The 25108-nt window shown below is 46.1% G+C and carries 20 protein-coding genes and 6 tRNA genes; 8 read left to right on the top strand and 18 right to left on the bottom strand.

Going from position 1 to position 25108, the window contains the following annotated elements:
• Positions 1-6: 6 nt before the first annotated feature.
• The 5 genes from F5971_RS14665 to F5971_RS14645 form a co-directional block, all read right to left on the bottom strand.
• Positions 7-82: transfer RNA gene (locus tag F5971_RS14665), tRNA-Lys, on the bottom strand.
• A gap of 26 nt (positions 83-108) precedes the next feature.
• A tRNA-Asn gene (locus F5971_RS14660) sits at positions 109-184 on the bottom strand.
• A gap of 36 nt (positions 185-220) precedes the next feature.
• Positions 221-308 (bottom strand) — tRNA-Ser (locus F5971_RS14655).
• A gap of 108 nt (positions 309-416) precedes the next feature.
• Complete coding sequence (locus F5971_RS14650) at positions 417-1352, bottom strand: sensor domain-containing diguanylate cyclase (RefSeq protein ID WP_051514186.1); 936 nt, start codon at positions 1350-1352, stop codon at positions 417-419.
• A gap of 48 nt (positions 1353-1400) precedes the next feature.
• Positions 1401-2456 carry an AraC family transcriptional regulator gene (locus F5971_RS14645; protein ID WP_036508372.1) on the bottom strand — a complete coding sequence of 352 codons (1056 nt, stop codon included), beginning with the start codon at positions 2454-2456 and terminating at the stop codon, positions 1401-1403.
• A 232-nt stretch (positions 2457-2688) separates the two neighbouring features.
• Here F5971_RS14645 and F5971_RS14640 point away from each other — a divergent pair, with 232 nt between their 5' ends.
• Together F5971_RS14640 and F5971_RS14635 are read left to right on the top strand one after the other, a co-directional pair.
• Positions 2689-4632 (top strand): DUF1302 domain-containing protein, encoded by a 1944-nt coding sequence (locus tag F5971_RS14640; protein WP_193495668.1) that lies wholly within the window; start codon positions 2689-2691, stop codon positions 4630-4632.
• A 20-nt stretch (positions 4633-4652) separates the two neighbouring features.
• Positions 4653-5990 carry a DUF1329 domain-containing protein gene (locus tag F5971_RS14635; protein ID WP_081763726.1) on the top strand — a complete coding sequence of 446 codons (1338 nt, stop codon included), beginning with the start codon at positions 4653-4655 and terminating at the stop codon, positions 5988-5990.
• 60 nt (positions 5991-6050) lie between these two features.
• Here the strand turns inward: F5971_RS14635 and F5971_RS14630 are convergent, their stop codons facing one another.
• A complete protein-coding gene (locus F5971_RS14630) occupies positions 6051-6590 on the bottom strand; it encodes an NlpC/P60 family protein (RefSeq protein ID WP_081763725.1) in 540 nt (179 codons plus the stop codon).
• 212 nt (positions 6591-6802) lie between these two features.
• Here F5971_RS14630 and F5971_RS14625 point away from each other — a divergent pair, with 212 nt between their 5' ends.
• Positions 6803-8158 (top strand): DEAD/DEAH box helicase, encoded by a 1356-nt coding sequence (locus F5971_RS14625; RefSeq protein ID WP_193495666.1) that lies wholly within the window; start codon positions 6803-6805, stop codon positions 8156-8158.
• Positions 8159-8340: 182 nt separating this feature from the next.
• Positions 8341-9267, top strand: coding sequence for a histone deacetylase family protein (locus F5971_RS14620; protein ID WP_036508366.1), 927 nt, complete (start codon positions 8341-8343; stop codon positions 9265-9267).
• A gap of 54 nt (positions 9268-9321) precedes the next feature.
• On the opposite strand, the gene F5971_RS14615 is transcribed toward F5971_RS14620, so the two are convergent.
• Together F5971_RS14615 and F5971_RS14610 are read right to left on the bottom strand one after the other, a co-directional pair.
• A complete protein-coding gene (locus F5971_RS14615) occupies positions 9322-10716 on the bottom strand; it encodes a TRAP transporter large permease (protein ID WP_036508363.1) in 1395 nt (464 codons plus the stop codon).
• A gap of 2 nt (positions 10717-10718) precedes the next feature.
• A complete protein-coding gene (locus tag F5971_RS14610; protein WP_036508359.1) occupies positions 10719-11267 on the bottom strand; it encodes a TRAP transporter small permease subunit in 549 nt (182 codons plus the stop codon).
• Between the two features lie 169 nt (positions 11268-11436).
• Here F5971_RS14610 and F5971_RS14605 point away from each other — a divergent pair, with 169 nt between their 5' ends.
• Together F5971_RS14605 and F5971_RS14600 are read left to right on the top strand one after the other, a co-directional pair.
• Positions 11437-12786 carry a cache domain-containing protein gene (locus tag F5971_RS14605; protein ID WP_193495663.1) on the top strand — a complete coding sequence of 450 codons (1350 nt, stop codon included), beginning with the start codon at positions 11437-11439 and terminating at the stop codon, positions 12784-12786.
• A gap of 109 nt (positions 12787-12895) precedes the next feature.
• The gene (locus F5971_RS14600; RefSeq protein ID WP_036508352.1) at positions 12896-13534 is read left to right on the top strand and encodes a response regulator; all 639 of its coding nucleotides are present in this window, start codon (positions 12896-12898) and stop codon (positions 13532-13534) included.
• A 56-nt stretch (positions 13535-13590) separates the two neighbouring features.
• On the opposite strand, the gene F5971_RS14595 is transcribed toward F5971_RS14600, so the two are convergent.
• Positions 13591-14331 carry a sulfite exporter TauE/SafE family protein gene (locus F5971_RS14595; protein WP_193495661.1) on the bottom strand — a complete coding sequence of 247 codons (741 nt, stop codon included), beginning with the start codon at positions 14329-14331 and terminating at the stop codon, positions 13591-13593.
• A gap of 162 nt (positions 14332-14493) precedes the next feature.
• Between F5971_RS14595 and F5971_RS14590 the strand changes: the two genes are divergently transcribed.
• Together F5971_RS14590 and F5971_RS14585 are read left to right on the top strand one after the other, a co-directional pair.
• Positions 14494-15408 (top strand): DMT family transporter, encoded by a 915-nt coding sequence (locus F5971_RS14590; RefSeq protein WP_036508346.1) that lies wholly within the window; start codon positions 14494-14496, stop codon positions 15406-15408.
• 111 nt (positions 15409-15519) lie between these two features.
• Positions 15520-16614 carry a TRAP transporter substrate-binding protein gene (locus tag F5971_RS14585; protein WP_036508343.1) on the top strand — a complete coding sequence of 365 codons (1095 nt, stop codon included), beginning with the start codon at positions 15520-15522 and terminating at the stop codon, positions 16612-16614.
• A 55-nt stretch (positions 16615-16669) separates the two neighbouring features.
• Here the strand turns inward: F5971_RS14585 and F5971_RS14580 are convergent, their stop codons facing one another.
• The 9 genes from F5971_RS14580 to alaS all read right to left on the bottom strand — a co-directional run bounded on the left by F5971_RS14580 (position 16670) and on the right by alaS (position 25071).
• Positions 16670-17971 (bottom strand): sodium ion-translocating decarboxylase subunit beta, encoded by a 1302-nt coding sequence (locus F5971_RS14580; RefSeq protein ID WP_036508340.1) that lies wholly within the window; start codon positions 17969-17971, stop codon positions 16670-16672.
• A gap of 13 nt (positions 17972-17984) precedes the next feature.
• Entirely contained in the window at positions 17985-19799 is a 1815-nt protein-coding gene (gene oadA, locus F5971_RS14575) for a sodium-extruding oxaloacetate decarboxylase subunit alpha (RefSeq protein ID WP_193495658.1), read from the bottom strand.
• A gap of 33 nt (positions 19800-19832) precedes the next feature.
• Positions 19833-20084: an OadG family protein gene (locus F5971_RS14570; RefSeq protein ID WP_193495656.1), complete on the bottom strand. Its 252-nt coding sequence runs from the start codon at positions 20082-20084 to the stop codon at positions 19833-19835.
• Between the two features lie 508 nt (positions 20085-20592).
• Positions 20593-20669 (bottom strand) — tRNA-Arg (locus tag F5971_RS14565).
• Positions 20670-20696: 27 nt separating this feature from the next.
• Positions 20697-20773, bottom strand: a tRNA-Arg gene (locus F5971_RS14560).
• Between the two features lie 10 nt (positions 20774-20783).
• A tRNA-Ser gene (locus tag F5971_RS14555) sits at positions 20784-20873 on the bottom strand.
• Positions 20874-20939: 66 nt separating this feature from the next.
• A complete protein-coding gene (gene csrA / locus F5971_RS14550; RefSeq protein ID WP_036508336.1) occupies positions 20940-21122 on the bottom strand; it encodes a carbon storage regulator CsrA in 183 nt (60 codons plus the stop codon).
• Between the two features lie 62 nt (positions 21123-21184).
• The gene (locus F5971_RS14545; RefSeq protein ID WP_193495654.1) at positions 21185-22420 is read right to left on the bottom strand and encodes an aspartate kinase; all 1236 of its coding nucleotides are present in this window, start codon (positions 22418-22420) and stop codon (positions 21185-21187) included.
• 53 nt (positions 22421-22473) lie between these two features.
• Positions 22474-25071 (bottom strand): alanine--tRNA ligase, encoded by a 2598-nt coding sequence (gene alaS, locus F5971_RS14540; RefSeq protein ID WP_193495734.1) that lies wholly within the window; start codon positions 25069-25071, stop codon positions 22474-22476.
• Between the last annotated feature and the right edge of the window lie 37 nt (positions 25072-25108).

Raw genomic sequence — 25108 nt, 5'->3', positions numbered from 1 at the left:
GATGAATGGTGGGTCGTGCAGGATTCGAACCTGCGACCAATTGGTTAAAAGCCAACTGCTCTACCGACTGAGCTAACGACCCATATCATGTACAAACTGGTGTGTTGTTGGCTCCCCGAGCAGGACTCGAACCTGCGACCAATAGATTAACAGTCTACTGCTCTACCGACTGAGCTATCAGGGAACAACTCTTACAACAACTTTTCTGCGTTTCATCCTTTGGCGGAGGGACAGGGATTCGAACCCTGGGAGCCTCTCGACTCGTCGGTTTTCAAGACCGGTGCTTTCGACCACTCAGCCATCCCTCCTAAGGATGGGCGCAGATTTTACAGTCTTTTACGAACTTGTCAACATGTTTTTTAAACTTTTTAAAAATCAGTTGAGGGCGGTTTCGCTCAAGACCTGCGTATAATATCTTAAGCACTGATAATAGTACAGTTTTTTCCTGCCGCTTTTGCAGAATAAAGTGCGTTATCGGCTCGACCCACTAATGTCGTCTCTTGATCGCCTTCTTTGTACTCTGTGATGCCTATGCTCACGGTAACAGGCTTCACCCCTGTATCAAGAAAATGTTGTCGCAAGACAAGTGATTCACGGATACGCTCAGCCACCACAAACGCACTCTGAGTCGTGGTATCGGGCAAGAGAATCAAGAACTCCTCACCGCCAAACCGAAAGGCACGATCTTGCTTACGTAAATTTTCTTTAATGATGTTGGCAAAAAACTGCAGCACATCATCACCGGCTAAATGACCGTATTGGTCATTCACATTTTTAAAGTTATCCAAATCCAACATGCAGATACTGAACACTTGACCTGAGCGCGATGAGCGGGACAACTCTTCTTGGAGTTGCCGATGGAGGTATCTAGAGTTATACACGCCTGTTAACTGATCGGTAATACTGAGTTCACGAAAATGCCGCTCACGCTTAATTAACAAGGCTGCAAAGTGCTTTTGCTCCGTGATATCGATAACCGTTTCAACGGCTCCACACCGATTTCCATACTGGTCATAAACCACTGACGCGGAAAACGACATCCATTTTGGCCCTTGAGGCATATTCGGGAAATAATCGGTCGCACTAATCGCACCAGAGACAACGTCACAGTGCTCATAACGCCCAGAATAATACAGCTCAAGCTGCTCGTTCAGATCAACCTCTAACACCAAGTCAGCCAAAACCGGACGTTCCTCAGAATAAAATGCCTTCCACTGAGTCTTTGTCCCTAACATTTGCTCACGACTCAATCCGGAAAGCGCTTCCATTGCCGGATTCCATCCAATCACTTTATGATCAACATCTAAGAAAAATGCAGGTATTACGATACGATCGAAAAAGTTAACCAGCATTTTTAACCTCCCTGCACTTAAAATCGCTGACCAGCAGAGCTGCTTACCCTACTGGTAGAGCTGCGTATAGTTTTCGCTTCTGCGATACTCTCCCGGCGTCATCCCAGTCCATTTTTTAAAGGATCTAAAGAACGCTGAAGGCTCATCGAACCCCATAAGCCCAGCGATATCATTTATGGAAAGCTGAGGTGAGTTCATATAGTTAATCGCTGCCACTTTACGCTCATCATCTTTGATTTTTTGATAAGATGTTCCCTCTTCAAGCAAACGTCGGCGTAGGGTTGATACGGACATGTGTAAGGCATGAGCCACCTCCTCCGCCGTGGGCAACTCCCGACTAAAGTCTTTACCTAGTATAGACACAACTTGAGCTTTTAAACTTTTATCATCATCAACCATCACAATTAGCTGATAGGGGGCCGTTTTCAAAAAGCTTCGCAAGGTTTCTTCATTTTGTGCCACTGGTAAATCTAAAAACTTTGCCGGAAAGACAATGGCATTTTCATGTTGATTAAAACGAACCTCTGATTGAAACAGCTTTTTGTACTGCTCTTGTTCTTTAGGATCCGAGAATCCAAAGTAAGCGGCTTTAAGCTCTAAACGTCGGCCAATTAACCAACTGATGAAATGATGCCACATGGATAAAGATGTTCGAATTCGCAATGGAGCCTCATCCTCCATTAATCTACGGAAGTCGTCTTCAGTTACATTTTCCGTGGGTGCAAATGAAATCTTAGCGTAACGACCTTTTCTTACCAATACAGGTTTAATCAGCGATCCTCTGCAAATTTCATAAAAGTCGCTGCAACGCCATAATGCTCGTTCTAAAGTTTTACAATGAATAATGCAATGGCACATCATGCGGAAAGTGCCATTGGGTACACGCCCTCCACTCAGCATCCCGAATGACTCATCTTGAGCAATCCACATTATGTGTTGGTAGAGCAACCCAAACTTTAGGGCGGGCAGCTCCGCTCCCGTTTCCAATTCGGTTCGACTGATTTGAACATGGCGAAGTAGTTCATCAATATCAAACCCTTGCGTTGCAGCCATACTTAATAAATGATTTGCATACCCTGCAGGAACGGTGATCGTTTTTTCCACACTGGCCTCTCTTATTCTATTGATAAACGGATGACTCTCATCATCACAAACCTGTTCGCACGTATTTGTTACTTTCTATGATGCAATTTGTCATTGTCATATACTAGTATTTTACTGAGACTAGATCAGAATAGGTTATTACTTACATAACCCATAGATTAGACCGATTCTAGTGTTTTTTTCAAACAACTGAGCATGCGTTACACAATAATAACAAGGCGGAATGAACGAAATGGCAACTATCTATCAGCGAAAAGCCCGCACTCTCTCTAAATCATCTCCCTTTTTTGCTCCCTCAATCTTGGCTGGCATTGTCGCTGCATCCATCAGCGCACAGAGCCATGGCCTTGATTTTCAACTGGGAGAGATTCAAGGGCGATTTGACTCTAATCTCTCGATTGGCACAAGCGTGCGCTTAAAAGATGCAGATCAAAGCTTAATCTCGCCACCCAATGGCGGTACAAGCCGTGGCTCAGGCAGCTACGATGACGGCACCCAAAACTTCAAGAAAGGAAAACCCTTCTCAACCGTTGTGAAAGGGGTACATGACTTAGATCTTCGTTATAACAACCTAGGTTTTTTTGCTCGCGGCAAATATTGGTACGATTATGAACTGAAAAAAGGCAGCCGAGCGCACGGACATGCACCCAATGGCTATACGCCAAATGCTCGACTCAATGACAGTGATTTTAATAACTTTGCCAAATCAGCTGGAGCGGAGCTGCTGGATGCCTATGTCTACGGTGGTTTTAATCTAGGCAGCATGCCGCTTGATATCCGCTTGGGTCGACAAGCGATTAACTGGGGGGAAAGTACGTTTATACAAGGGGGAATTAACTCGTTCAACCCAGTGGATGTTGCTGCGTTCAGAAGACCTGGCGCTGAAATTAAAGAAGGACTACTTCCTTTTGCCAGCGCCTTTGCCTCACTGGGTTTAACGGACAACCTGAGTATAGAGGGCTTTTATCAGCTAAAATGGGAGCCTACAGTTATTGATGGGTGTGGAACGTATTTTTCAAGTAATGACTTTGCACCGCAAGGCTGTGATGGAATACGTGTAGGTGCCGGGACAGGCTTTGCTGGAATCAATGACCAAATCTATTACAATAATTTGAATCCGTTTGCCCCATTGGCAGGCTTAGCCGCAGTCAATCCGATTTTCTCTGAAATCAGTAGCTATACGCCTGTTGTGTATCGCGCACCGAATGGACGCCGAGAAGCGAAGAATGAAGATCAGTTTGGTTTAAATCTTCGTTATTTTGCTGAAAACCTCAACAACACCGAGTTTGGCCTCTACTACACGCAATACCACAGCCGACTACCAATGATTAGTGGTGTAAACACCCCTATATCCGCTCAGGACATCGCTGGCTTACCGGCTGCTCTGCCGAGCCCTCCGTTCCCACCGGGACTGACGCCTCAAGCATCCGCCGCACAAGCGGCCCCCTTTGGGAGCACTTATTTTATCGATTACCCCGAGAAAATACGCTTGGTCGGTTTGAGCTTCAGTACAAACCTAGGAGATATTGCTTGGTCAGGTGAAATCAGTCACAAGCAAGACATGCCCATTCAAGTCAATGGACCTCTTCTTGTCGGCGCCATCCTTCGCCAATTTGCACCCGGAGGTATTGGCAACTCATCAGCCGATGCCTTAGTCCGCAATGCGGGTGCAGGCGGTACGATTCGTGGTTACGGACTGTTTGATGTAACCCAGGCACAAACAACCTTCATTAAGTTCCATGATAACGTATTGGGCGCGAGCCGTCTTAGTACCATCGCAGAACTCGGATGGACGCATGTCCATGGTCTAGATGAGAGTGCCAACGCGCTCAAATACGGACGCTCTGGCATTTATGGCTATGCGGCTGGAGATACCTCCGGTTTTGTGACCAAAAACTCCTACGGCTATGTACTCAGAGGCGCTCTAGAGTATCCAAATGCCTTTGCGGGTGTCACTTTAACGCCCGAACTGAACTTTAGACATGGCGTTAAAGGGAACGGGCCTGAACCGGGTGCTGCATTCCGCGAAAATGAAAAAGCCATTAACTTGGGCCTTACCGCTGACTATATGAACAAATATCGCTTTGGAGCCTCCTATACCACGTTCTTTGGTGGATCCTTCAATGCAGACAAGGATCGAGATTTTATTTCACTTAGCGCATCGGTTGCGTTCTAACTTTCAGCTGGAGAATAATAATGACAAGCTTGAGAACACCCAAGCTCATATTGAGCACTGCCCTAGCCTTATTGCTTTCGGCACATGTATCCGCAGATCCCAATCGCCTTGGACAAGATCTAACCCCTGTCGGCGCCGAACGCGCGGGCAATGCTGAGGGCACTATCCCTGAATGGACGGGCGGTCTCGCTCAAAGTAATGATCGCCACACGAATCCATTTGCAAACGAGCAACCCTTGTTTGTGATTACTGCGGCAAATGTTGATCAATATCGAGACCGCTTATCCGATGGTCAGATCGCCATGTTCAAACGCTATCCAGACACGTTTAGAATGCCGGTCTACCCGACACATCGAACCGCTTCCTATCCGGATTCAATCTACGCTAAAGCTAAGAATAACGCGGCAAATGCGCGGTTAGTGGATGGTGGTAATGGCATCGCAAACTTTGATGAGGCCTTTGCCTTCCCGATTCCCACAAACGGACTTGAAGTGATCTGGAATCACATGACACGTTACCGTGGGGGCGCTCTTGAGCGTAACTTTGCACAAATTCCCGTGCAAGCAAACGGAAGCTTCACGCCTGTAAAGATTAACGAGAAGCTCTCTTGGCCTTCGTATCTAAAATCAGGCAGCGAGGATGCTCGCTACGACAACATTTTGTTTTACTTCGTTCAAGAGGTCACAGCACCTGCTCGCTTAACCGGTAATATTCTGCTGGTTCACGAAACAATGAACCAGATTACCCAACCTCGACAAGCCTGGACCTACAACTCAGGTCAACGGCGCGTTCGCTTAGCCCCTAACATCGCCTACGATGCCCCGGGTACGGCGACTGATGGACAACGTACCACGGACAACCTGGATATGTTCAATGGAGCTCCTGATCGCTACGAATGGAACCTTGTGGGTAAGCAAGAGCTTTATATTCCGTATAACAGCTTTAAGCTAGCCGACCGCTCACTAAAATACAGCGATATTTTACAAGCAGGTCATATCAACCCTGATGTGACACGTTACGAACTTCACCGAGTGTGGAAAGTGGAAGCAACGCTTAAAGACGGTCAACGCCATGTTTACGCCAAGCGTGTGTTTTTCATCGATGAAGACACTTGGCAGGTTGCCACTGTCGATCATTATGATGGACGTGGTGAGCTGTGGAGAGTTGGAGAGGCACATCACTTCCCATACCGAGATGTGCAAGTGCCTTGGACAGCCGCAGAAGCTTTCTACGACTTACAATCCGGTCGCTATCTCGTCGGTGCTTTAACGAATGAAGAGGGTGCTGGATATGATTTCAGCCAACGCTTCGATTACAACGACTTCACCCCGCAAGCCATCCGCAGAGCCGGTCGCTAAAAGCAGAGGACGTTAAAACAAAAAACCCAGCATCAGCTGGGTTTTTTGTTTGATTGCTCGCTATAAACTAGCTAATTGAACAACCTCTTCTGCGCGTCTTGCTGTCCAGTAATTACGCTTCCAATAAGGATTATCAAGCTTTGAAATAATTACACCACGACTGGTAGACGCATGTAAAAACTTACCTTCACCTAAATAGATCCCAACGTGACGCTGGGTACGCCCCGTCTTAAAGAAAATCAAATCAGACGGTTTAAGTTCTTGGCGCGCAATTTCTTTCCCTAACGTCACCTGTTCATCCGTGGAACGAGGCAACTGGACATTATAAATATCTCCAAATACCTCTCTCACAAACGCCGAGCAATCGATACCACTGCGATCCGCTCCACCTAAACGATACGGAGTACCTGCCCAACTCATGTACTGCTGCTCTAATGCCAAACGTATTTCAGTCGCTTGAGGCACTAAGGGACGAGCCGTGCTGGGGACTAAAATTTGTGTATGCTTTGGCGTGACAATTTGCAATTGATTAACACTGCGACTGTTGGAAAAACAACCTGTTAACGCAATACTGAGAGTGATAATTAAAATAGAGCGCATAAGATTCAGATTACTAAAGAGAAAAGAGGATATATAAACCGACTTTGCGCCATTTGACAAGTACTAATTATTGCACTTGCACATTTTTCATGTTGGAAAAGGAATAAGCCCATACCTAAAGGTTGCTAACGAGGATCAAACGAATCAAACCGACAGTTCATTCTTTTTCTGGTACAATTTCAACATAGATTATCAGTCAGAGAAGCGCCCAAGTGTTCACCGATATCATTTTGCACGAACGTATACAAAAAGCTCTGGATGCCCAAGGCATTAAAGAAGCCACTCAAGTCCAGGCACAAGCCATTCCACTCGCCATTCAGGGCAAAGATCTTTTAGTCAGTGCTGAAACAGGTAGCGGTAAAACCTTTGCATTTTTATTGCCTATGTTACAACGTTTCCTTGAGCAGCCTGCACCTAACCGTGGTACACGAGCACTGATTTTAGTTCCCACACGCGAACTCGCGGAGCAAGTCACTCAGTCTTGCATAAAACTGGCCGCCTTCACCCATATCAAAGCACTGACAATCTGCGGTGGTAGTGGTTTCAAAGAACAAGCAGCAAAACTGCGCAAAAATCCCGAAATTGTTGTAGGGACACCCGGTCGAATTAAGGAGCATTTGGAATTAAACAGCCTGGTGCTCTCTGATATCGAGTTTTTGATACTTGATGAAGCCGATAGAATGCTCGACATGGGTTTTCGAGAAGACGTTACAACCATCACCTCGAGTTGTGGCACCGATCGTCAGACAATGCTGTTTTCTGCAACCTTGAAAACGCGTGATATCGAAGACCTCATTGAGCAAGTGCTCAAATCACCTGAGCGATTAATTCTCAGCACCGCACAAGATCAGATCTCCACGATTGTCCAACAAATTATTCTAGCGGATGATATCAAGCACAAAGAGCGTTTGATCAGTGCCATTTTAGACGAAGAAAAGCCAGAAAGAGCCGTGGTATTTACCAACACTCGCGCCGCTTCAGTGCATCTGGGCAATGTCTTGAAGTATCACAAGCATAGAACAGCATCTCTGCATGGTGAGATGGACCAAGTTGAACGCCGCAAAACCATGCGTTTTTTTAGAGATGGCCATGTGCAGGTTCTCGTTGCCACTGACGTTGCCGCACGCGGCTTGGATATTGACGGAGTGGATCTCGTCATTAACTTTGAAATGCCACGCTCTGGAGATGAATACGTTCACCGTATCGGTCGTACTGGGCGTGCAGGGAAATCAGGCACTGCAATTACACTGATCGCGCCGTCTGAGTGGAATCTAATGAGAAGCGTCGAGCGTTATCTCAAACTGTCATTTACTCAGCGCACCATTGCAGGTTTCCTAGGCCATTACAAAGGCCCTGAAAAAGTCAAAAGCTCAGGTAAAGCAGCTGGCAGTAAGAAGAAAAAAGAACTTAAGGATAAACTAGATACTAAGCCTAAGGTGAAAGAGCGTCATCGCGACAAGAAAGCCATCGGCAAACGTCGTGCACCGACATCGAATGCAGAGTCAGCAACCCCTATTGACCAAGGTTTTGCGCCTCTGAAAAAAAGAAAAGCGCCGGATGCTGGGTGACACACCGACGCCTAAAAGTACAGTTCTATGCTGTAGATACATCCTACAGTGGGACTCAAAGCTAAAGCTTGATCTGAATCAAGCTTTAGCACAGTTTGAAGTTTTTTCTAAAAATACAACTTTCGCCTAACCTTAATTTATTCCTTTATACTCTAAAATAGGGAAGTAGAAGGAGAAAAATAATGACGGCAACGGCGTACATCACTCATGAAGACTGCATGCTCCATAATATGGGGCCAGACCATCCAGAAAGCCCAACGCGACTGCAAGCCATACACAAAGTGCTCAGTCGAACTGGACTACTCGATCATTTAGATCAACTTACTTCGGTGCATGTAACTGAAGAGCAAATCAAACTCGCCCATGCAAATCTTCACCATAAAAAATTAACGATGAAGCTGCCAAGAGAGGGAGTTGTATACACAGACGATGATACAGCACTCTGCCCCGACTCATTGCATGCCGCCAGCTTAGCGGCAGGAAGTGCGATACTGGCAACCAATCGTGTTTTAGCGGGAAAAGCGAAAAATGCGTTCTGCGCGGTACGCCCACCGGGGCATCATGCCGAGTACAACATGGCCATGGGCTTTTGCTTTTATAACAATGTCGCTATCGGTGCCTGTCATGCCCTAACCCACCCATCCATCTCCCGCGTGGCGATCTTGGATTTCGATGTGCATCATTGCAATGGCACCGTGGATATTTTTAAAGATCGACCAGAGGTGTTGGTCTGTTCCACTTTCCAACATCCTTATTATCCCGAGCGATATTGCTCAATTGACCGCCCGAACATTGTCAATTGTCCACTCGCAGCACACTCTGATGCATCCCTGTTCCGTGATGCCATTGAACAGCAATGGCTGCCCGCACTCAGGACACACAAGCCCGATATGATTTTTATTTCAGCAGGGTTTGATGCACACAAAGAAGACCCAATGGCTGATTTAAATTTAGATGAAGAGGACTATCGCTGGGTTACTCAGAAAATTATGCAAATTGCGGATGAGTTTTCTGAAGGGCGAATCGTGTCGGTACTTGAAGGTGGATACAACCCTGTATCACTTGCGTTTAGTGTTCAGGCACACTTGGAAGTCTTAGCTGGTTTTTAGAAAAGACCCCTAGCGCCTACTGTACGAGACGCTAGGGGCAATGTCTATATCGTGTTAACGACCGTAAATCATATCCGGCAACCAAGTCACTAAGCCTGGGAACAGAATCAACAAGCCAATAACCATGACTTGCAAGAAGACAAACGGCATAGCACCTTGATAGATATGGCGTGTTGTAATGCTATCCGGAGCCACGCCTCGCAAATAGAAGAGCGCAAAACCGAAAGGCGGTGTTAAGAAACTGGTTTGCAGATTCACTGCAACCATTACCCCTAACCAAATCGGATCGATGTCCATCATCAGCAATATCGGCGCCGTAATTGGAATTACCAAGAAGATGATTTCAAAGGTATCCAGAATAAAGCCTAGAATAAACATCAACAGCATCACAAAAATGATCGCCCCCACCTTGCCTCCCGGTAAGCTGTTGAGGAAATCACTGACCAGCTCTTCTCCGCCCATCATTCTAAATACCAACGAGAAGACAGAGGCGCCAATCAGAATGATAAAGATCATTGCGGTTGTATTGGCTGTTGCAAACATCACGTGACGCAAGTTGGCAAAGGTCAGTTTACGTTTAACTGCAGCGAGTATCATCGCCCCTATCGCGCCAACGGAAGCCGACTCAGTAGGAGTCGCAATTCCACCTAGGATAGAGCCCAATACCGCAATAATTAGCAACAAAGGTGGCAAGAGGGTAAAGATGACGTCTTTAAACAGACGTGCACGCTCTTCATCTGTCACCTCAAGTGCTGGACAGGTTTCAGGGTGGCGCACAGCTTTATAAATCATAAATGCCATGTAAATAGCTACCAGCATGAGTCCAGGAATAAACGCACCTGCAAACAAATCACCTACTGAGACGGGTGTCGGTGCAAAGTTTCCTTTCGACATTTGCACTTGCTGATTCACACCCGCCAACATGTCTCCCATAAAGATCAACACCGTTGATGGCGGTATGATTTGTCCAAGTGTTCCGGATGCACAGATCACACCCGTTGCCAGCTTAGGGTCATAGCCCGCACGCATCATTGCTGGCAGCGATAACAGACCCATTGTAACAACTGTCGCACCAACAATACCTGTAGAAGCAGCTAATAAGGCGCCCACGATGATGACCGACAACCCCAGCCCCCCCCGCAGCTTACCGAACAAACGCCCCATGGTAATCAACAGTTGCTCGGCTATCCCGGAGCGTTCAAGCATCATCCCCATAAAGATAAATAAGGGAACGGCTACCAACACCTCATTCAGCATGACGCCTATATAACGTGGAGCTAAACTCGAAAAGTTAGATAGATCAAATACACCTAACATATGCCCAAGGGTGGCAAAGATGACCGACGTACCGGCTAAGGAAAAAGCAACCGGAAACCCCATCATCAACACACCAATAATGGTGAAGAACATCAATAGGGAGAGCATCTCACCTAAAAACACTGGATCCATGCTTAACCCCCTTCTTTATAACGATAATGCTCAGGCACGAGGTCTTCGCGTCCTGATAGAATTAACACACTGCGCAGCACCATCGCGATGGCCTGCAAAGCAACCACACCTACAAAGACTAAGATGAAGGATTTAACAACATACAACCCTGGCATTCCGCCAAAGTTTGAAGAGCCCTCCATAAAGCGCCAAGAGCGTTGCACATATGGCAAACCGTAGGTGGTGACGATGTATAAAAAAGGAGTAACGAATACAATACAGCCAATCATATCAATAATGGCTTTTCGCCTTGCATTCGCAGGTCGATAAAAAATATCAACCCTTACATGGCCATTCTGCATCAGGGTAAAGCCTGCAATGCCCATAAACATCATGCCATTTAGCCAGACGTATAGATCTTGCATCCAGACATACCCCGTTGAGAAAAAGTAGCGAAGTACTACAACGGTGAAACACGTCAATACGATTCCTAATGAGAACCACGAAAAGATATTGCCCAAGATGAGGTTAATCCGACAAATCAGTCGAACTAAGAGTGAGACAACTAACATAGCATTCCTCAACATTATTTTTATGCGCCCTAAGACTGTTTTTACAGTTTACATCATCTACTCTAGAGACGTATTTTTCTATTCGTATGAATACCGAAAAATATGCGTAGAACTACGTAAAGAACTCAGTAGTTTTACGGATGCACATTATCAACCCTGAGATGCTTCAATGAATCTAAAAGCCAAGATACTGTTACTCGCCATTTTACCCTTGTTATCGGCCGCTGGTATTTTATCTTACTTAGGGTTAACACACGCCCATAGTTTAGCGACACAAATTTTAGGTGTATACGAGCAAAACCTCATTGAATCGAAAAAACAAGCGCTTAAAGAACAAGTGGAGCTAGCGTTCTCGGCCATTGAACAGATTCGACGCAATGAAACACTGAGTGAAGAGGAAGCAAAATCAGAGGTCATTGCACTCTTAAGTCAGATGACCTTTGGCGAGGATGGCTACTTCTTTGCATACGACCAACAAGGCATTAACTTGGTTCACCCCACAATTCCAGCGTTTGTTGGACAAAATCTGTTCGAGTTTGAGGATCGCAGTGGCAACCTATTAATACAGCATTTGCTGAACGCTGCTAACAGTGGAGGTGGTTATCATCGTTATATTTGGGAGCGTCCTCCCCTTATGCAGCAAGAAGATAAATTAGGCTATGCCATGCTCATTCCAGACTGGGAGTGGATGTTTGGCACGGGCTTGTATTTAGATGCCATCTACGCCGACATCCATCAAGTCAAACAAGCAATTGATGACAATATACGCAATAGTTTTCTGACGGTTATGCTGGTCCTGCTCTTCACAGTTATTCTGATTGTTATTTTAGGCCTTGCTATTAACCTCCACGAACATCGTTTAGCCGACGACCGTCTTCGACAGTTGGTGAAGAAGTTTATGCGACTACAAGTCAACGAACGCAGACGCTTTTCGAGAGAGCTGCACGATGGGATCAACCAACAACTGGTGTCTATGAAGTTTAGAATTGAACTCGCGTGTAAAAAGCTTGAAAACCAAACACCAGAACATCCCGCGATTGAGGATCTGCAAAAAACAGAGCAAATACTCAATCAAACCATACAAGAAGTCCGGCAAATCTCACACAGCTTACGTCCGGTATTACTAGATGATCTAGGACTTGAGTCCGCACTCAGAGGACTATTAGATCAATTTTCCGAGCGCACAAGCATTCAGGTAAAATTGGAATACGAACTATGCAAAGTTGACTTACCCGATGATGTAGGCACAACACTGTATCGATTGGCACAGGAGTGTTTAACGAATATTGAAAAGCATGCAGATGCCAGCCACGTCAAACTTCGACTGTATTCCGCCGATAAAGAAATACACTTTGAAGCCTCCGATAATGGAAAAGGCTTTAATCTTAAAACAGCTCAACGTAACGGCATAGGACTAGTCAACATGAAGGAGCGCGTTGAAGTCATTGGCGGACGGTTTGTGTTACATTCTGAAATGAACAATGGTGCTCATATTCTGGCTTCTTTACCTTGCAAATGACAAGCATGCACGGCGAAGGTCGGTAATCAACCTATCCAAAAGGCTGTTATACTATTACCCTACACGGCTAAACAACTGCATTTATAATAACAAAAGGCGCTAAACGGCCATGCATGCTCCCATTCGCATACTCTTAGTTGACGATCACTTACTGGTTTTAGACGGTCTTAAAGCACGATTAGGGCTCGAAACGCATATCGACATTGTTGGCACTGCAAATAACGGTGAGCAAGCATTAGAGGCTGCACGTCGTTTACAACCCGACGTCGTCATCATGGATGTGTCCATGCCCGTGTTAAATGGACTTGATGCCACAAAACGTTTTCGCATTGAATTACCTAACATCCGGATACTGATGCTGAGCATGCATGATGATCGTGAGTACATTTTATCCTTGATACAGTCAGGCGCATCAGGCTATGTTTTGAAGGATGTCTCATCTAATGAGCTCATCAAAGCGATAGAAACAGTCCATTCTGGCAATACCTATTTCAGCTCTGGTGCCTCGGACGCATTATTCCGAAGCCATCCCACACCCACACAAAGTTTTTTAAATGAAGAACTTAGCCAACGTGAAATCACGGTGCTGAAGCTCTTGGCCGAAGGCCACTCCAATAAAGAAATCGCGCAAACACTTCACATCAGTGTTCGCACCGTTGAAACGCATCGTCAAAAACTTAAAACAAAACTCGGTATTCAAAGCACCGCTGGCTTGACTAAATTTGCGCTTGAGCACCAACTTATTTAATAACCAATCGCCCTATCCATTCGCTCGCTGATTCCAAACTCAGCCCTCCAAGCCAATTAGAATAAGCGATAGGTAAAGACTACGGTCATCACTAACCCGACACCAATCACAACGTATCGAACCCAATGAACAGGCAAACGCCTTGCAAGAGCGGCTCCTTGATAGCCCCCAATCGTTGCAGCCAGCATCATCACCAGCCCCTCAGACCAGAGAATCTTTCCGGCTAATGCAAACGCAGCGACTGAGACAAAGGATAATGTAAAGGAAAGTAGATTTTTCAAACCATTCATTAAGTTCATTTGCGTCATGCCTGCGGCCGCAAACAAAGCTAACAACATGATTCCCAAGCCACCATTAAAATAGCCACCGTAAATAGCGACCAAAAACAAACCCGGTAACAGTGGTAATGGCAAACCGCTCGTTCGAACATAGGCAAGTAAACGTGCGCCCAGTGCAAACATGAGCGTGGCTACCAATAAAAGTACTGGAATGACAAAACCAAAAACATGAGCTGGTGTAATCAATAGGAGCAACGCCCCTGCTAACCCCCCTACAAGACCAATTAAGGATAAGAGCAGATGACGTCTTAACGAAATGTCACGAAGCTCCTGACGAAACCCCAGCGCTCCTCCGAGGTAACCCGGCAACACAGCCACCGCGCTGGTGGCATTCGCTGCAATGGGAGGTACTCCAGCCCAGACTAACGCAGGAAAGGTTAAGAAACTTCCGCCTCCCGCTATTGAATTTAGTACTCCCGCCAAATAACCCGCAAGTATTAAAACGCTCCATTCCAGCATCGCTTTGTTCCAGCTCAGATTTTAATTATTGTATTCGCAAGCGTTATACCCATCTAAAGCACCTCGGTCAATTGTTCGTTTGTGTAACCAAAACTCAAACAAAGTTGACATACAGGCCAAAATAGCGCAAAAAGCCAATACACCAATCAGAACAATACATCCATGAAAACTCGCAGCATTTTAATCGCTTACATACTGTTAATCGCAACGACGCTCTTCTGGGGTGGCAATTTTGTCGTGGGGCGCGCGGTCTCGGCGGAAATTCCACCCTTAGCCTTGTCTTGGTGGCGCTGGGCGTTTGCACTGATCATCATTCTTCCATTCAGTCTGCATTTACTCTGGAAGAAGCGACACATTCTGCGCAGGGATTGGCTGTATTTACTCTTCGTGTCGTTTCTGGGCGTGTGCAATTTTAATAGTTTTGTCTATCTAGGATTGCAAACGTCACCTGCAACAGATGCCTTATTGCTGCTATCTGCATGTCCCGTGATGATTTTACTCTTGTCTAGATTCATTTATGGTGTACGCATCTCGTATCTGCAAATCACGGGGGTTACGTTGTCACTCATTGGGGTGATGACTATTATCACCGAAGGCTCTATCAGTCACTTTGGCGCACTCCTGTCAGGCAACCAAGGTCGATTCTGGATTTTAGCTGCCGTATTCAGCTGGGCACTGTATTCTGTTTTGTTGCGTAAACGCAGTGCCGACTTGACGGGGCTAGAGTTCTTTTCTATTACCGCAATTCTCGGACTTGCACTCATTACCCCCTTCTATCTGTACGAGCATTTCATTCAACACCGCCATATAGCCTTCAACACCACCAGCATTTCAACACTGATTTATGTGAGTGTCTTTGCATCAGTCTTGGCTTTTTTATTCTGGAATCAAGGTGTACAGGTCTTAGGAGCTAATCAAACAGGCTATTTCATCCACCTTATCCCTGTCTGGGGCATATTGTTGGCCAGTCTTTTTTTGAATGAAAAACTCTACGTTTTCCATTGGGTCGGGATGGTATTAATCTTTAGTGGTATTGCGATGGCGACGCGACTCAGTCATAAACGTGCTCACGCATAATCATTGATAAAACAAAGATATTTCTATCCGTAGTACTACGGATAGACATTACAGGCTATATTGAATAACGTTCTTATTGACAGACAAACAATAACAAAGTGGAGTATATGTATGAAGCGTCGTAATTTTATTAAAGGTGCTGCGATTGGTGCAGGTGTAGCAGCGGCCTCAGTTGCTGCCCCAGCCATTGCACAACGCAAAATCACTTGGCGCATGGTGACCACTTGGCCACGGAACTTCCCTGGGCTCGGCACGGGCGCTCAACGTCTTGCTGATCGTATTACCAACATGTCCGATGGCCGCTTAACTGTTCAGGTTTTCTCCGCAGGTGAGCTCGTTCCAGCGTTAGGCACCTTTGATGCTGTGATCGAAGGCTCAGCTGAAATGAGCCATGGTGCAGCTTATTATTGGCAAAATAAAAGCCGTGCAACGTCGTTCTTCACCGGTGTTCCTTACGGAATGACCTCGCGTGAATTAGCCGCTTGGATGCGCTATATGGGCGGCCAAGAAATCTATGACGAAGTTTATGATCAGTTTGGTGTTAAAGCCTTCCTTTCAGGTGATACAGGTACACAAGCGGGCGGTTGGTTCCGCAAAGAGCTCACAGGCCTCAGCGATATTCAAGGACTTCGCTTCCGCACCCCCGGCATCGGTGGTCAGGTATGGCAAAAACTGGGCGCAACGGTCGTCAATATGGCTGGCGGTGAAATCTATGCCGCCCTTCAATCTGGCGCACTCGATGCAGCTGAATTCGTAGGCCCCTACAACGATTTGGCACTTGGCTTCCACCAAATCTGTAAAGACTACTACTTCCCAAGCTTTATCGAGCCAGGTCTTGCCACTGAACTGGTTGTGAATAAAGATAAATTCTCTGCATTGCCAAAAGATTTACAAGCCATTGTAGAATCTGCCTGCCAAGCCGAATACGACCAGGTGGCATCAGAGTTTTATGCCAATGATCCAATTGCATTGAAAACGCTCGTAGAGCAACACGGTGTCCGAGTTCACCAATTCCCAGATGAAATTCTTCAAGCAGGTGCCGTTGCCGCTAAAGAAATTTTAACCGAGCTGCGTGAGAGTGGTGATGCACTGACGAAGAAAACAGCCGAAAGCTACATTAGCTCGCTGAACATTCTACGGACAAGAACCGAAACGGTAGACCAGGCCTTCTTGGCCGCTCGTGCTAAATACTTTGATTTGAAGTAACGATTCCAATAAAAAAGGCAGTTCTAATGAACTGCCTTTTTTTGCTTTTTACATTTTATCCAACAAACTTAATCATAACACCTGCAGCCACCGCCGAGCCGATTACACCCGCTACGTTCGGACCCATTGCATGCATTAATAAGAAGTTTTGTGAATTTGCTTCTAAACCAAGCTTGTTAGACACGCGAGCCGCCATCGGAACAGCGGACACACCCGCTGAGCCAATCAATGGATTGATCGCATTTCCTCCCATCATCTGGTTCATCAATTTTGCCATAAGGACACCTGCTGCTGTTCCAACCGCAAATGCCACAATACCCAGCACAAGAATACCCAGTGTTTGTAAATCAAGGAATTTATCTGCACTCAGCTTTGATCCCACAGACAAGCCGAGGAAAATCGTCACGATATTGATCAATGCATTTTGCGCCGTATCGCTCAAACGATCCACAACCCCACACTCACGCATTAGGTTACCAAAGCAGAACATTCCCAATAAAGGTGCAGCATCGGGTAGCAACATGGCAACTAGCAGCATCAATACAATCGGGAAAAAGATCTTTTCACGCTTCGACACATGACGTAGCTGACTCATTACAATCTTACGTTCACGCTGAGTGGTTAACGCACGCATAATTGGTGGCTGAACCATAGGTACCAATGCCATGTAGGCATACGCAGACACTGCAATAGCCCCCAACAGATGTGGAGCCAGCATTGTCGAAACGTAAATCGCGGTTGGACCATCAGCACCACCAATGATACCGATAGCTGCGGCTTCCTTGATGGAGAAATTCATCCAGCCCAAAGAGGTCAGACCCACGGCACCTAATACCGTAGCAAAGATACCAAACTGCGCAGCAGCACCTAAAAACAAGGTTCTAGGGTTTGCCAACAGTGGACCAAAGTCTGTCATTGCCCCCACACCCATGAAAATCAATAAGGGTGCGGCTCCTGAGGCCACTGCTATGGTATAAAAGTTATATAGCATGCCATTACTATAACCCGCATCTTGTGCAACTAAAGAAGCTGCTGCATGCGTGGATGCGTTAGAGTCATAATAAATATGCTTTAACTGGTCTGGATCAAAAGACGTAGCACCCAATGTAGCAGCCAAGTCACGAACGACTTCTGGCCGTGCAAAGTGCAATGCGTTTTCAACCGCAGAAAATGCCATACCCGCCTCTGGAATATTGGCAAGTATGCCACCAAAGCCAATTGGCACCAGCAGTAAAGGTTCAAACTTTTTATTAATTGCAAGGTACAGAAGCACCAAGCCAACGATAATCATAAAGAACTGGCCAAAGGTGATGTTGTACATCCCCGAGGCAAACCAGATACTGAGTAGCTTTTCCATTCATTAATACCTATTAGGCAAGCGTCAGCAAACTATCGCCGACCTGCACGGAATCACCTTCTTTGACATCAACAGAAACCACAGTACCTGCTCTTGCTGCACGGACTTCAGTTTCCATTTTCATCGCCTCAAGGATAACCAGAACATCGCCTTCTTTTACCTGTTGGCCAGTCGATACCTCTACCTTCCAGATGTTTCCGGCTAGCGGTGCAGGCACAGGGTCGCCCGAACCTGCAACAGGGGCAGCAACGGGTGCAGCTGTCGGCGCAGAAGACGCTACAGGTGTCACTGAAGTGATATCTCCACCTTCAGTCACTTGTACGACATAGGTTTGTCCATTGACGGTTAAGGTGTAAACCTCTGAATCACCTGCCACTTTAGGCATGTTGGACTTGCTTTCGTCTGCCTTCGCAACAGGCGCTTGCGCTGTTGGTGCGGGCTCAAATGCATCAGGATTGCCACGATTCTCTAAAAACTTAAGACCGATCTGAGGGAAAAGCGCATAGGTTAAAACATCATCAACTAAGCGATCACCACTCTCCAACTTAATGGACTTTTCATTCGCTGTCGACTTTAGCTCAGCCGTCAGCTTATCCATTTCGTCAGCAATCAAATCGGCTGGACGACAGGTTATGGCCGCAGAGCCTTCTAGGACTCTGGCTTGCAGCTCTGCATTGTAAGGTGCAGGCGCTGAACCATACTCACCTTTCAGGATAGCCTGAACTTCTTTTGAAATCGTTTTGTAACGCTCACCCATCAGAACGTTGATAACAGCTTGTGTTCCAACAATCTGAGATGTCGGTGTCACAAGAGGGATTAAGCCTAAATCTTCACGTACTTTAGGGATTTCAGCCAATACTTCGTCAAACTTATCCGCTGCACCCTGCTCTTTCAGCTGACTTTCCATGTTGGTCAACATTCCGCCAGGCACTTGCGCAAGTAAAATGCGTGAATCGGTTCCTCTGAGCGAACCTTCAAACTTAGCGTATTTTTTACGAACGTCTCTAAAGTAAGCCGCTATTTCTTCAAGCAGCTCTAAATTCAGATTTGTATCACGCCCCTGACCTTGCAAAGCAGCAACAACGGTTTCTGTTGCGGTATGGCCATAGGTCATTGACATTGAAGAAATTGAAGCGTCAACACGATCAATACCGGCTTCAATTGCTTTTAAAAGCGTCATATCAGCCAAACCAGAGGTAGCGTGTGATTGCAACTGAACCTCAAGATCCGTTTGTGCTTTGAGACGTGACACCAGGTCATAGGCATCATACGGCGTCAAAATACCGGACATATCTTTGATTGCAATCGAATCGGCACCCATGTCTTCTAGCGTCTTCGCGTAGCTGACCCACATGTCAATCGTATGAACACGACTGGTCGTATATGAAATCGTACCTTGAGCATGTTTACCCGCGCTCTTAACAGCTTTAATCGCAGCTTCTAAATTACGTGGATCATTCATCGCATCAAAAATACGGAAAACATCAACACCGTTGGTCGCTGCTCGTTCAACAAACTTAGCCACCACATCGTCAGCATAATGACGATATCCCAACAAATTTTGCCCTCTCAGTAACATTTGTTGAGGCGTGTTAGGCATAGCGGCTTTCAACTCACGGATACGCACCCAAGGATCTTCACCCAAATAACGTATGCAGGAGTCAAATGTTGCACCACCCCAGCTTTCAACTGACCAATAACCGACTTGATCCATTTTTGCTACGATAGGAAGCATGTCATCAAGACGCATACGGGTTGCGAGGAGCGATTGATGACCATCACGCAATACAAGCTCGGTGATGCCAAGCGGTTTATTTACGACTGACATAGGCTAACCTTTTCTCTGACTGATAAAATTGAATTATTGACCCTTACGGTCATTACGAAATTTATGAATCGCGGCTGTCATGACGGCGATCAACTGAGCATCGTCAGCAGGATTTGAGGACATGGTTTTAGCTTTTGCAGCTGCTTTGGGAACAGGTGCTGGCTCAAAACGCATTACGATCCTAGACATAGCCGAGGTGGCTATCACCAATAGGGTCAGAAAGACGATGACAAAACCCATACCAAAGACCATAAGTGATAAGCCTTCCGATAGTAGTTCGTCCATTTGTTCACTCCTGTAGTAGCGTAAACGAGAATTGTGCCTATTAATTTCGTTAAAAAAACGAAAAGTGTTCAAGACACAACCTCTTATTATTTTTATCGACCTGCATTAAAGCTGATTTAAGGCTAGGCGACAACATGGTATGGCTATTAAATCTAAAAATAATACCTGCAGCAACAGCAAGGTGATTATGTAGTTTTTTTACATAATTTATACGAAAGCATGTCATGACATGGAGAAAGGAAGGCACAAAGTCACAAATCATCTAGGAAAGTGAGCAAACAAGGAAACTGCGAAAGCAGAATGAAACGATAAAGTGGCAACAACAGAAAAACGCAGGTAAATACTTAATAAGAATGATTAGAAAGCAGATCAGAGACTTGGAGACTTGGAGACTTGGAGACTTGGAGACTTGGAGACTTGGAGACTTGGAGACTTGGAGACTTGGAGACTTGGAGACTTGGAGACTTTATTACGATCATTATGATCGAGTATTACGTTTTGACTTTAGTGGTGCGCCCGAGAGGATTCGAACCTCTGACCGCCTGGTTCGTAGCCAGGTACTCTATCCAGCTGAGCTACGGGCGCACATTTAAAGCCGTTGTTTCATTTTGATGGTGCGCCCGAGAGGATTCGAACCTCTGACCGCCTGGTTCGTAGCCAGGTACTCTATCCAGCTGAGCTACGGGCGCATTATCAAAATGGCGGTGAGTGAGGGATTCGAACCCTCGATAGAGTTTCCCCTATACGCCCTTAGCAGGGGCGCGCCTTCAGCCACTCGGCCAACTCACCTAACAACGGCGCAAATAATACTAGCAAAACTTCTCTTTGGGAAGCTTTATTTAACAAAAAGTTAAATTAATTTTCTTCTTCCTGTTTTTCGCGTTGGATTCGTTGATAAATCTCTTCACGATGAACAGATACATCCTTGGGTGCATTCACACCGATACGAACTTGGTTACCTTTAACCCCTAATACTGTCACGGTGACATCATCACCCACCATTAGAGTTTCCCCTACACGTCTTGTTAGAATCAGCATGTGAATCTCCTTCGTCCTTTGTTTAAGCTGATAAAGTGATTACAGGATGACGCATCCTACATTCACTCAGACACTGTATCAGTTGCATCGAGATTAAATGATGAGTGGAGTGCACGCACCGCCAACTCAAGATATTTTTCTGCGATCACTACTGATACTTTAATTTCAGATGTTGAGATCATCTGAATATTAATATTTTCGTTTGCCAGCGTATCAAACATCTTGCTAGCAACACCGGCATGGGATCTCATCCCAACACCGACAATCGATACTTTAGCAATTTTATTATCACCCGAGCACTCACGTGCGCCCAACTCAGATACAACTTTTTCGAGAATTTTCTTAGTCTTCTCATAATCGTTGCGATGAACCGTAAAGGTGAAGTCCGTGGTTTTATCACCAGCTACGTTCTGAACAATCATGTCAACTTCAATATTAGCGCGACTCACTGGACCCAAGATGCGCGATGCAACACCTGGAATATCAGGCACACCTACTACTGTCAGTTTAGCCTCATCACGATTAAACGCGATACCTGAAATTACCGGTTTTTCCACGTCAGTCTCATCCTCTGTTGTAATCAGTGTGCCTGGGCCATCAACCATACTTGAAAGCACACGCAGGGGTACTTTATATTTACCCGCAAATTCAACGCTTCGAATCTGCAGTACTTTTGAGCCTAAGCTGGCCATCTCGAGCATTTCTTCAAAGGTGATTTTCTCAAGACGCTGCGCCGACTCAACCACTCTGGGGTCTGTTGTATAGACACCGTCAACATCTGTATAAATTTGACACTCATCTGCTTTTAACGCAGCCGCCAATGCCACACCTGTAGTATCGGATCCACCTCTTCCAAGTGTAGTAATATTCCCGTCAGGGTCAACGCCTTGGAATCCAGCCACAACCACAACTCGTCCTGCCGCAAGATCCGAACGCATTCTTTCAGTTTCAATATCCTGAATACGTGCTTTACTGTAAGCTCGATCCGTTAGAATTTTCACTTGCGCCCCAGTGTACGAACGAGCTTCAAAGCCGCGCTTTTGCAATGCCATGCATAAAAGCGCAATCGTCACTTGTTCACCCGTTGACACTAGTACGTCCAACTCCCGCGGATCAGGTTCAGACGTAATACTCTTAGCCAAACCAATTAAACGATTGGTTTCACCGCTCATAGCTGACAGCACAACGACAACATCATCGCCGCGCTGACGGAATGAGCTGACCTTATCCGCTACAGCTTCGATACGCTCAATTGAACCTACTGAAGTCCCACCGTATTTCTGTACGTATAACGCCATTTCAAATTTCTCCGGTAACACCTGCGCACCGCGCAGGTATAGGCCAACAAAACTTAGCTTATCGCCTGCTCAACCAAAGCGGGAACTCTCTGAACAATTGAAGGAATAGCCTCAATATCAGCACCACCGCCCTGAGCCATATCTGGGCGCCCGCCCCCTTTGCCACCAAGGTCTGCAGAAATCGTCTTAACAAGATCGCCCGCTTTTATACGATTTGTCAGATCTTTACTGACACCTGCAATCACGCTAGCTTTACCATCAACAGCAGAAAAGAGAACAATAACGCCACTTTCAAGCTTGTTACGAAGCTTATCCAATAAATCTCGAAGAGTCTTTGGATCTGCCCCTTCAACCAATGTTGCCAATACTTTTACACCCTGAACATCCATGACTTTTTCAAGTAAGTCACCACTCTGGGCTGTCGCCAACTTAGCCTGCAAACGTTCTAATTCTTTTTCAACAACGCGCTGGCGGTCAAAGAGTGCTTTAACTTTTTCAACCACCAACGGACGCGATGCTTTTAACATCGACGCGATATCCTCTAAGGCTTTTTGAGTCTCAGAGATATACGCAAGCGCATTCAGCCCTGTAACAGCCTCAATACGTCGTACTCCTGCAGCAATACCGCTTTCAGAAAGGATTCTAAATACGCCTATATCACCTGTTCGTTTTACATGAGTTCCCCCACAAAGCTCTGTAGAGAAGCCATCTCCCATTGCTAGCACACGAACTTCGCTGTCATATTTTTCTCCAAACAGCGCCATGGCACCTTTTGCTTTTGCAGCATCCAACTCCATTAACTCAGTGGTTACGAGAGAGTTATTTAAGACCTGCTGATTGACCATCGCCTCAATTTCAGCCAACTCATCGGATGTGACAGCCTCAAAGTGCGAAAAATCGAAACGAAGGCGCTCAGCATTCACTAAAGAGCCTTTTTGCATAACATGCTCGCCGAGCACACGACGCAATGCTTCATGCAGTAAATGTGTTGCTGAGTGATTGAGAGCCGTTGCCTGACGCTTCGCCTGATCAACCTCGGTGACGAGGGAGTCCCCAACGCATAAAACACCTTCTTGTAAAACACCATGGTGTAAATGGTGCTTACCTTCTTTGGTACAGTCTTGTACCTGAAACTCACCCTTATCCCAAAGCAGCCGTCCCGAGTCTCCCACTTGACCACCGGACTCAGCGTAAAAACTGGTATTTTCTAATACAACAATCCCCTGCTGACCTGCAGACAACTGCTCAACTTTTTCGCCGTTCAAAATAAGCGCAACGACTTTACTGCGATCCTCAAGAGCTTCATACCCAGTAAACTGAGTTTCACCGTCTAGCTGAATTTGATCATTGTAATCAACAGCAAATTGACCCGCGGCGCGCGCTCTTTGGCGCTGCTGCTCCATTTCTGCTTCAAAGCCAGCCATATCAAGCGTTAAGTTTTGTTCTCTCGCAACGTCAGCCGTCAAGTCGACTGGAAATCCATAGGTATCATAGAGTTTGAACACTATATCACCCGGCAAAACTGAGTCGGCCAATGAAGCGATTGCTTGCTCCAGAATCGACATGCCGTTCTCCAAAGTGCGTGCAAACTGCTGCTCTTCTTTTAACAGAATTTTCTCTATGTTGGCTTGCTGTGTGCGCAATTCCGGATAGGCGTCTCCCATCACATTCGCCATCGCGGCTACTAACTTATGGAAGAAAACATCTTTCGCGCCCAACTTATTACCATGACGAATGGCTCTGCGCACTATACGTCTCAACACATAGCCACGTCCTTCATTTGAAGGCACAACGCCATCAATAATCAAAAAGCAGGCAGAACGTATATGATCCGCAATAACTCTCAATGACTTTTGCTGCAGGTCATCAGTACCAACAGCGCTTGCTGCAGCCTGTAACAAGGCCACAAACAAATCAATCTCATAATTACTGTGAACCTGCTGCAACACAGCAGCAACACGTTCAAGCCCCATTCCCGTATCTACGGATGGCTTCGGCAAGGGCGACATCTTGCCATCAGCTGACCGATTGTATTGCATAAATACGATGTTCCAGATTTCGATATAACGGTCACCGTCATCGTCTGGGCTTCCTGGTGGCCCACCTGCAACATCCGGTCCATGGTCATAAAATATTTCGGTACAAGGGCCGCACGGTCCTGTGTCACCCATTGACCAGAAGTTATCCTCATCCAACTTAGAAAATCTTTGAGGATCGGCACCTATCTCGTTTTTCCAGATATGTTCGGCTTCGTCGTCACTATGATGGACGGTTACCCAAAGCTTTTCTTTGGGTAACTGCAACACTTCCGTTAGGAACGTCCATGCAAAACGTATAGCGTCTTGCTTAAAGTAATCGCCAAAACTGAAGTTGCCGAGCATTTCAAAAAATGTGTGATGGCGAGCTGTGTATCCGACGTTCTCAAGATCATTGTGTTTACCACCTGCTCGAACGCAACGTTGAGAAGTGGTCGCTCGGACATAATCACGTTTATCAGTGCCTAAAAAGACATCCTTAAACTGGACCATACCCGCATTTGTAAAAAGCAAGGTCGGGTCATTACCCGGTATAAGCGAGCTTGAGGGGACAATGGTGTGCCCTTGCTGACTAAAATATTCAAGAAACGCCTGACGTATCTCTGCGCTGGTCATGTATTTCATAGTAACTGATCCGCTGCCTGGGGTACGG

This window comes from Nitrincola alkalisediminis, assembly GCF_009821115.1.
GTDB classification, from domain to species: Bacteria; Pseudomonadota; Gammaproteobacteria; order Pseudomonadales; family Balneatricaceae; genus Nitrincola; species Nitrincola alkalisediminis.
This window is presented reverse-complemented; position numbering and strand designations above follow the sequence as displayed.

What these genes read in the sequence shown, in the direction of transcription:
- F5971_RS14650 (WP_051514186.1), bottom strand. Translation starts at nt 1,352, where the DNA reads ATGCTGGTTAACTTTTTCGATCGTATCGTAATACCTGCATTTTTCTTA.
- F5971_RS14640 (WP_193495668.1), top strand. Translation starts at nt 2,689, where the DNA reads ATGGCAACTATCTATCAGCGAAAAGCCCGCACTCTCTCTAAATCATCT.
- F5971_RS14635 (WP_081763726.1), top strand. Translation starts at nt 4,653, where the DNA reads ATGACAAGCTTGAGAACACCCAAGCTCATATTGAGCACTGCCCTAGCC.
- F5971_RS14630 (WP_081763725.1), bottom strand. Translation starts at nt 6,590, where the DNA reads ATGCGCTCTATTTTAATTATCACTCTCAGTATTGCGTTAACAGGTTGT.
- F5971_RS14620 (WP_036508366.1), top strand. Translation starts at nt 8,341, where the DNA reads ATGACGGCAACGGCGTACATCACTCATGAAGACTGCATGCTCCATAAT.
- F5971_RS14615 (WP_036508363.1), bottom strand. Translation starts at nt 10,716, where the DNA reads ATGGATCCAGTGTTTTTAGGTGAGATGCTCTCCCTATTGATGTTCTTC.
- F5971_RS14610 (WP_036508359.1), bottom strand. Translation starts at nt 11,267, where the DNA reads ATGTTAGTTGTCTCACTCTTAGTTCGACTGATTTGTCGGATTAACCTC.
- F5971_RS14605 (WP_193495663.1), top strand. Translation starts at nt 11,437, where the DNA reads ATGAATCTAAAAGCCAAGATACTGTTACTCGCCATTTTACCCTTGTTA.
- F5971_RS14600 (WP_036508352.1), top strand. Translation starts at nt 12,896, where the DNA reads ATGCATGCTCCCATTCGCATACTCTTAGTTGACGATCACTTACTGGTT.
- F5971_RS14595 (WP_193495661.1), bottom strand. Translation starts at nt 14,331, where the DNA reads ATGCTGGAATGGAGCGTTTTAATACTTGCGGGTTATTTGGCGGGAGTA.
- F5971_RS14590 (WP_036508346.1), top strand. Translation starts at nt 14,494, where the DNA reads ATGAAAACTCGCAGCATTTTAATCGCTTACATACTGTTAATCGCAACG.
- F5971_RS14585 (WP_036508343.1), top strand. Translation starts at nt 15,520, where the DNA reads ATGAAGCGTCGTAATTTTATTAAAGGTGCTGCGATTGGTGCAGGTGTA.
- F5971_RS14580 (WP_036508340.1), bottom strand. Translation starts at nt 17,971, where the DNA reads ATGGAAAAGCTACTCAGTATCTGGTTTGCCTCGGGGATGTACAACATC.
- oadA (WP_193495658.1), bottom strand. Translation starts at nt 19,799, where the DNA reads ATGTCAGTCGTAAATAAACCGCTTGGCATCACCGAGCTTGTATTGCGT.
- F5971_RS14570 (WP_193495656.1), bottom strand. Translation starts at nt 20,084, where the DNA reads ATGGACGAACTACTATCGGAAGGCTTATCACTTATGGTCTTTGGTATG.
- csrA (WP_036508336.1), bottom strand. Translation starts at nt 21,122, where the DNA reads ATGCTGATTCTAACAAGACGTGTAGGGGAAACTCTAATGGTGGGTGAT.
- F5971_RS14545 (WP_193495654.1), bottom strand. Translation starts at nt 22,420, where the DNA reads ATGGCGTTATACGTACAGAAATACGGTGGGACTTCAGTAGGTTCAATT.
- alaS (WP_193495734.1), bottom strand. Translation starts at nt 25,071, where the DNA reads ATGACCAGCGCAGAGATACGTCAGGCGTTTCTTGAATATTTTAGTCAG.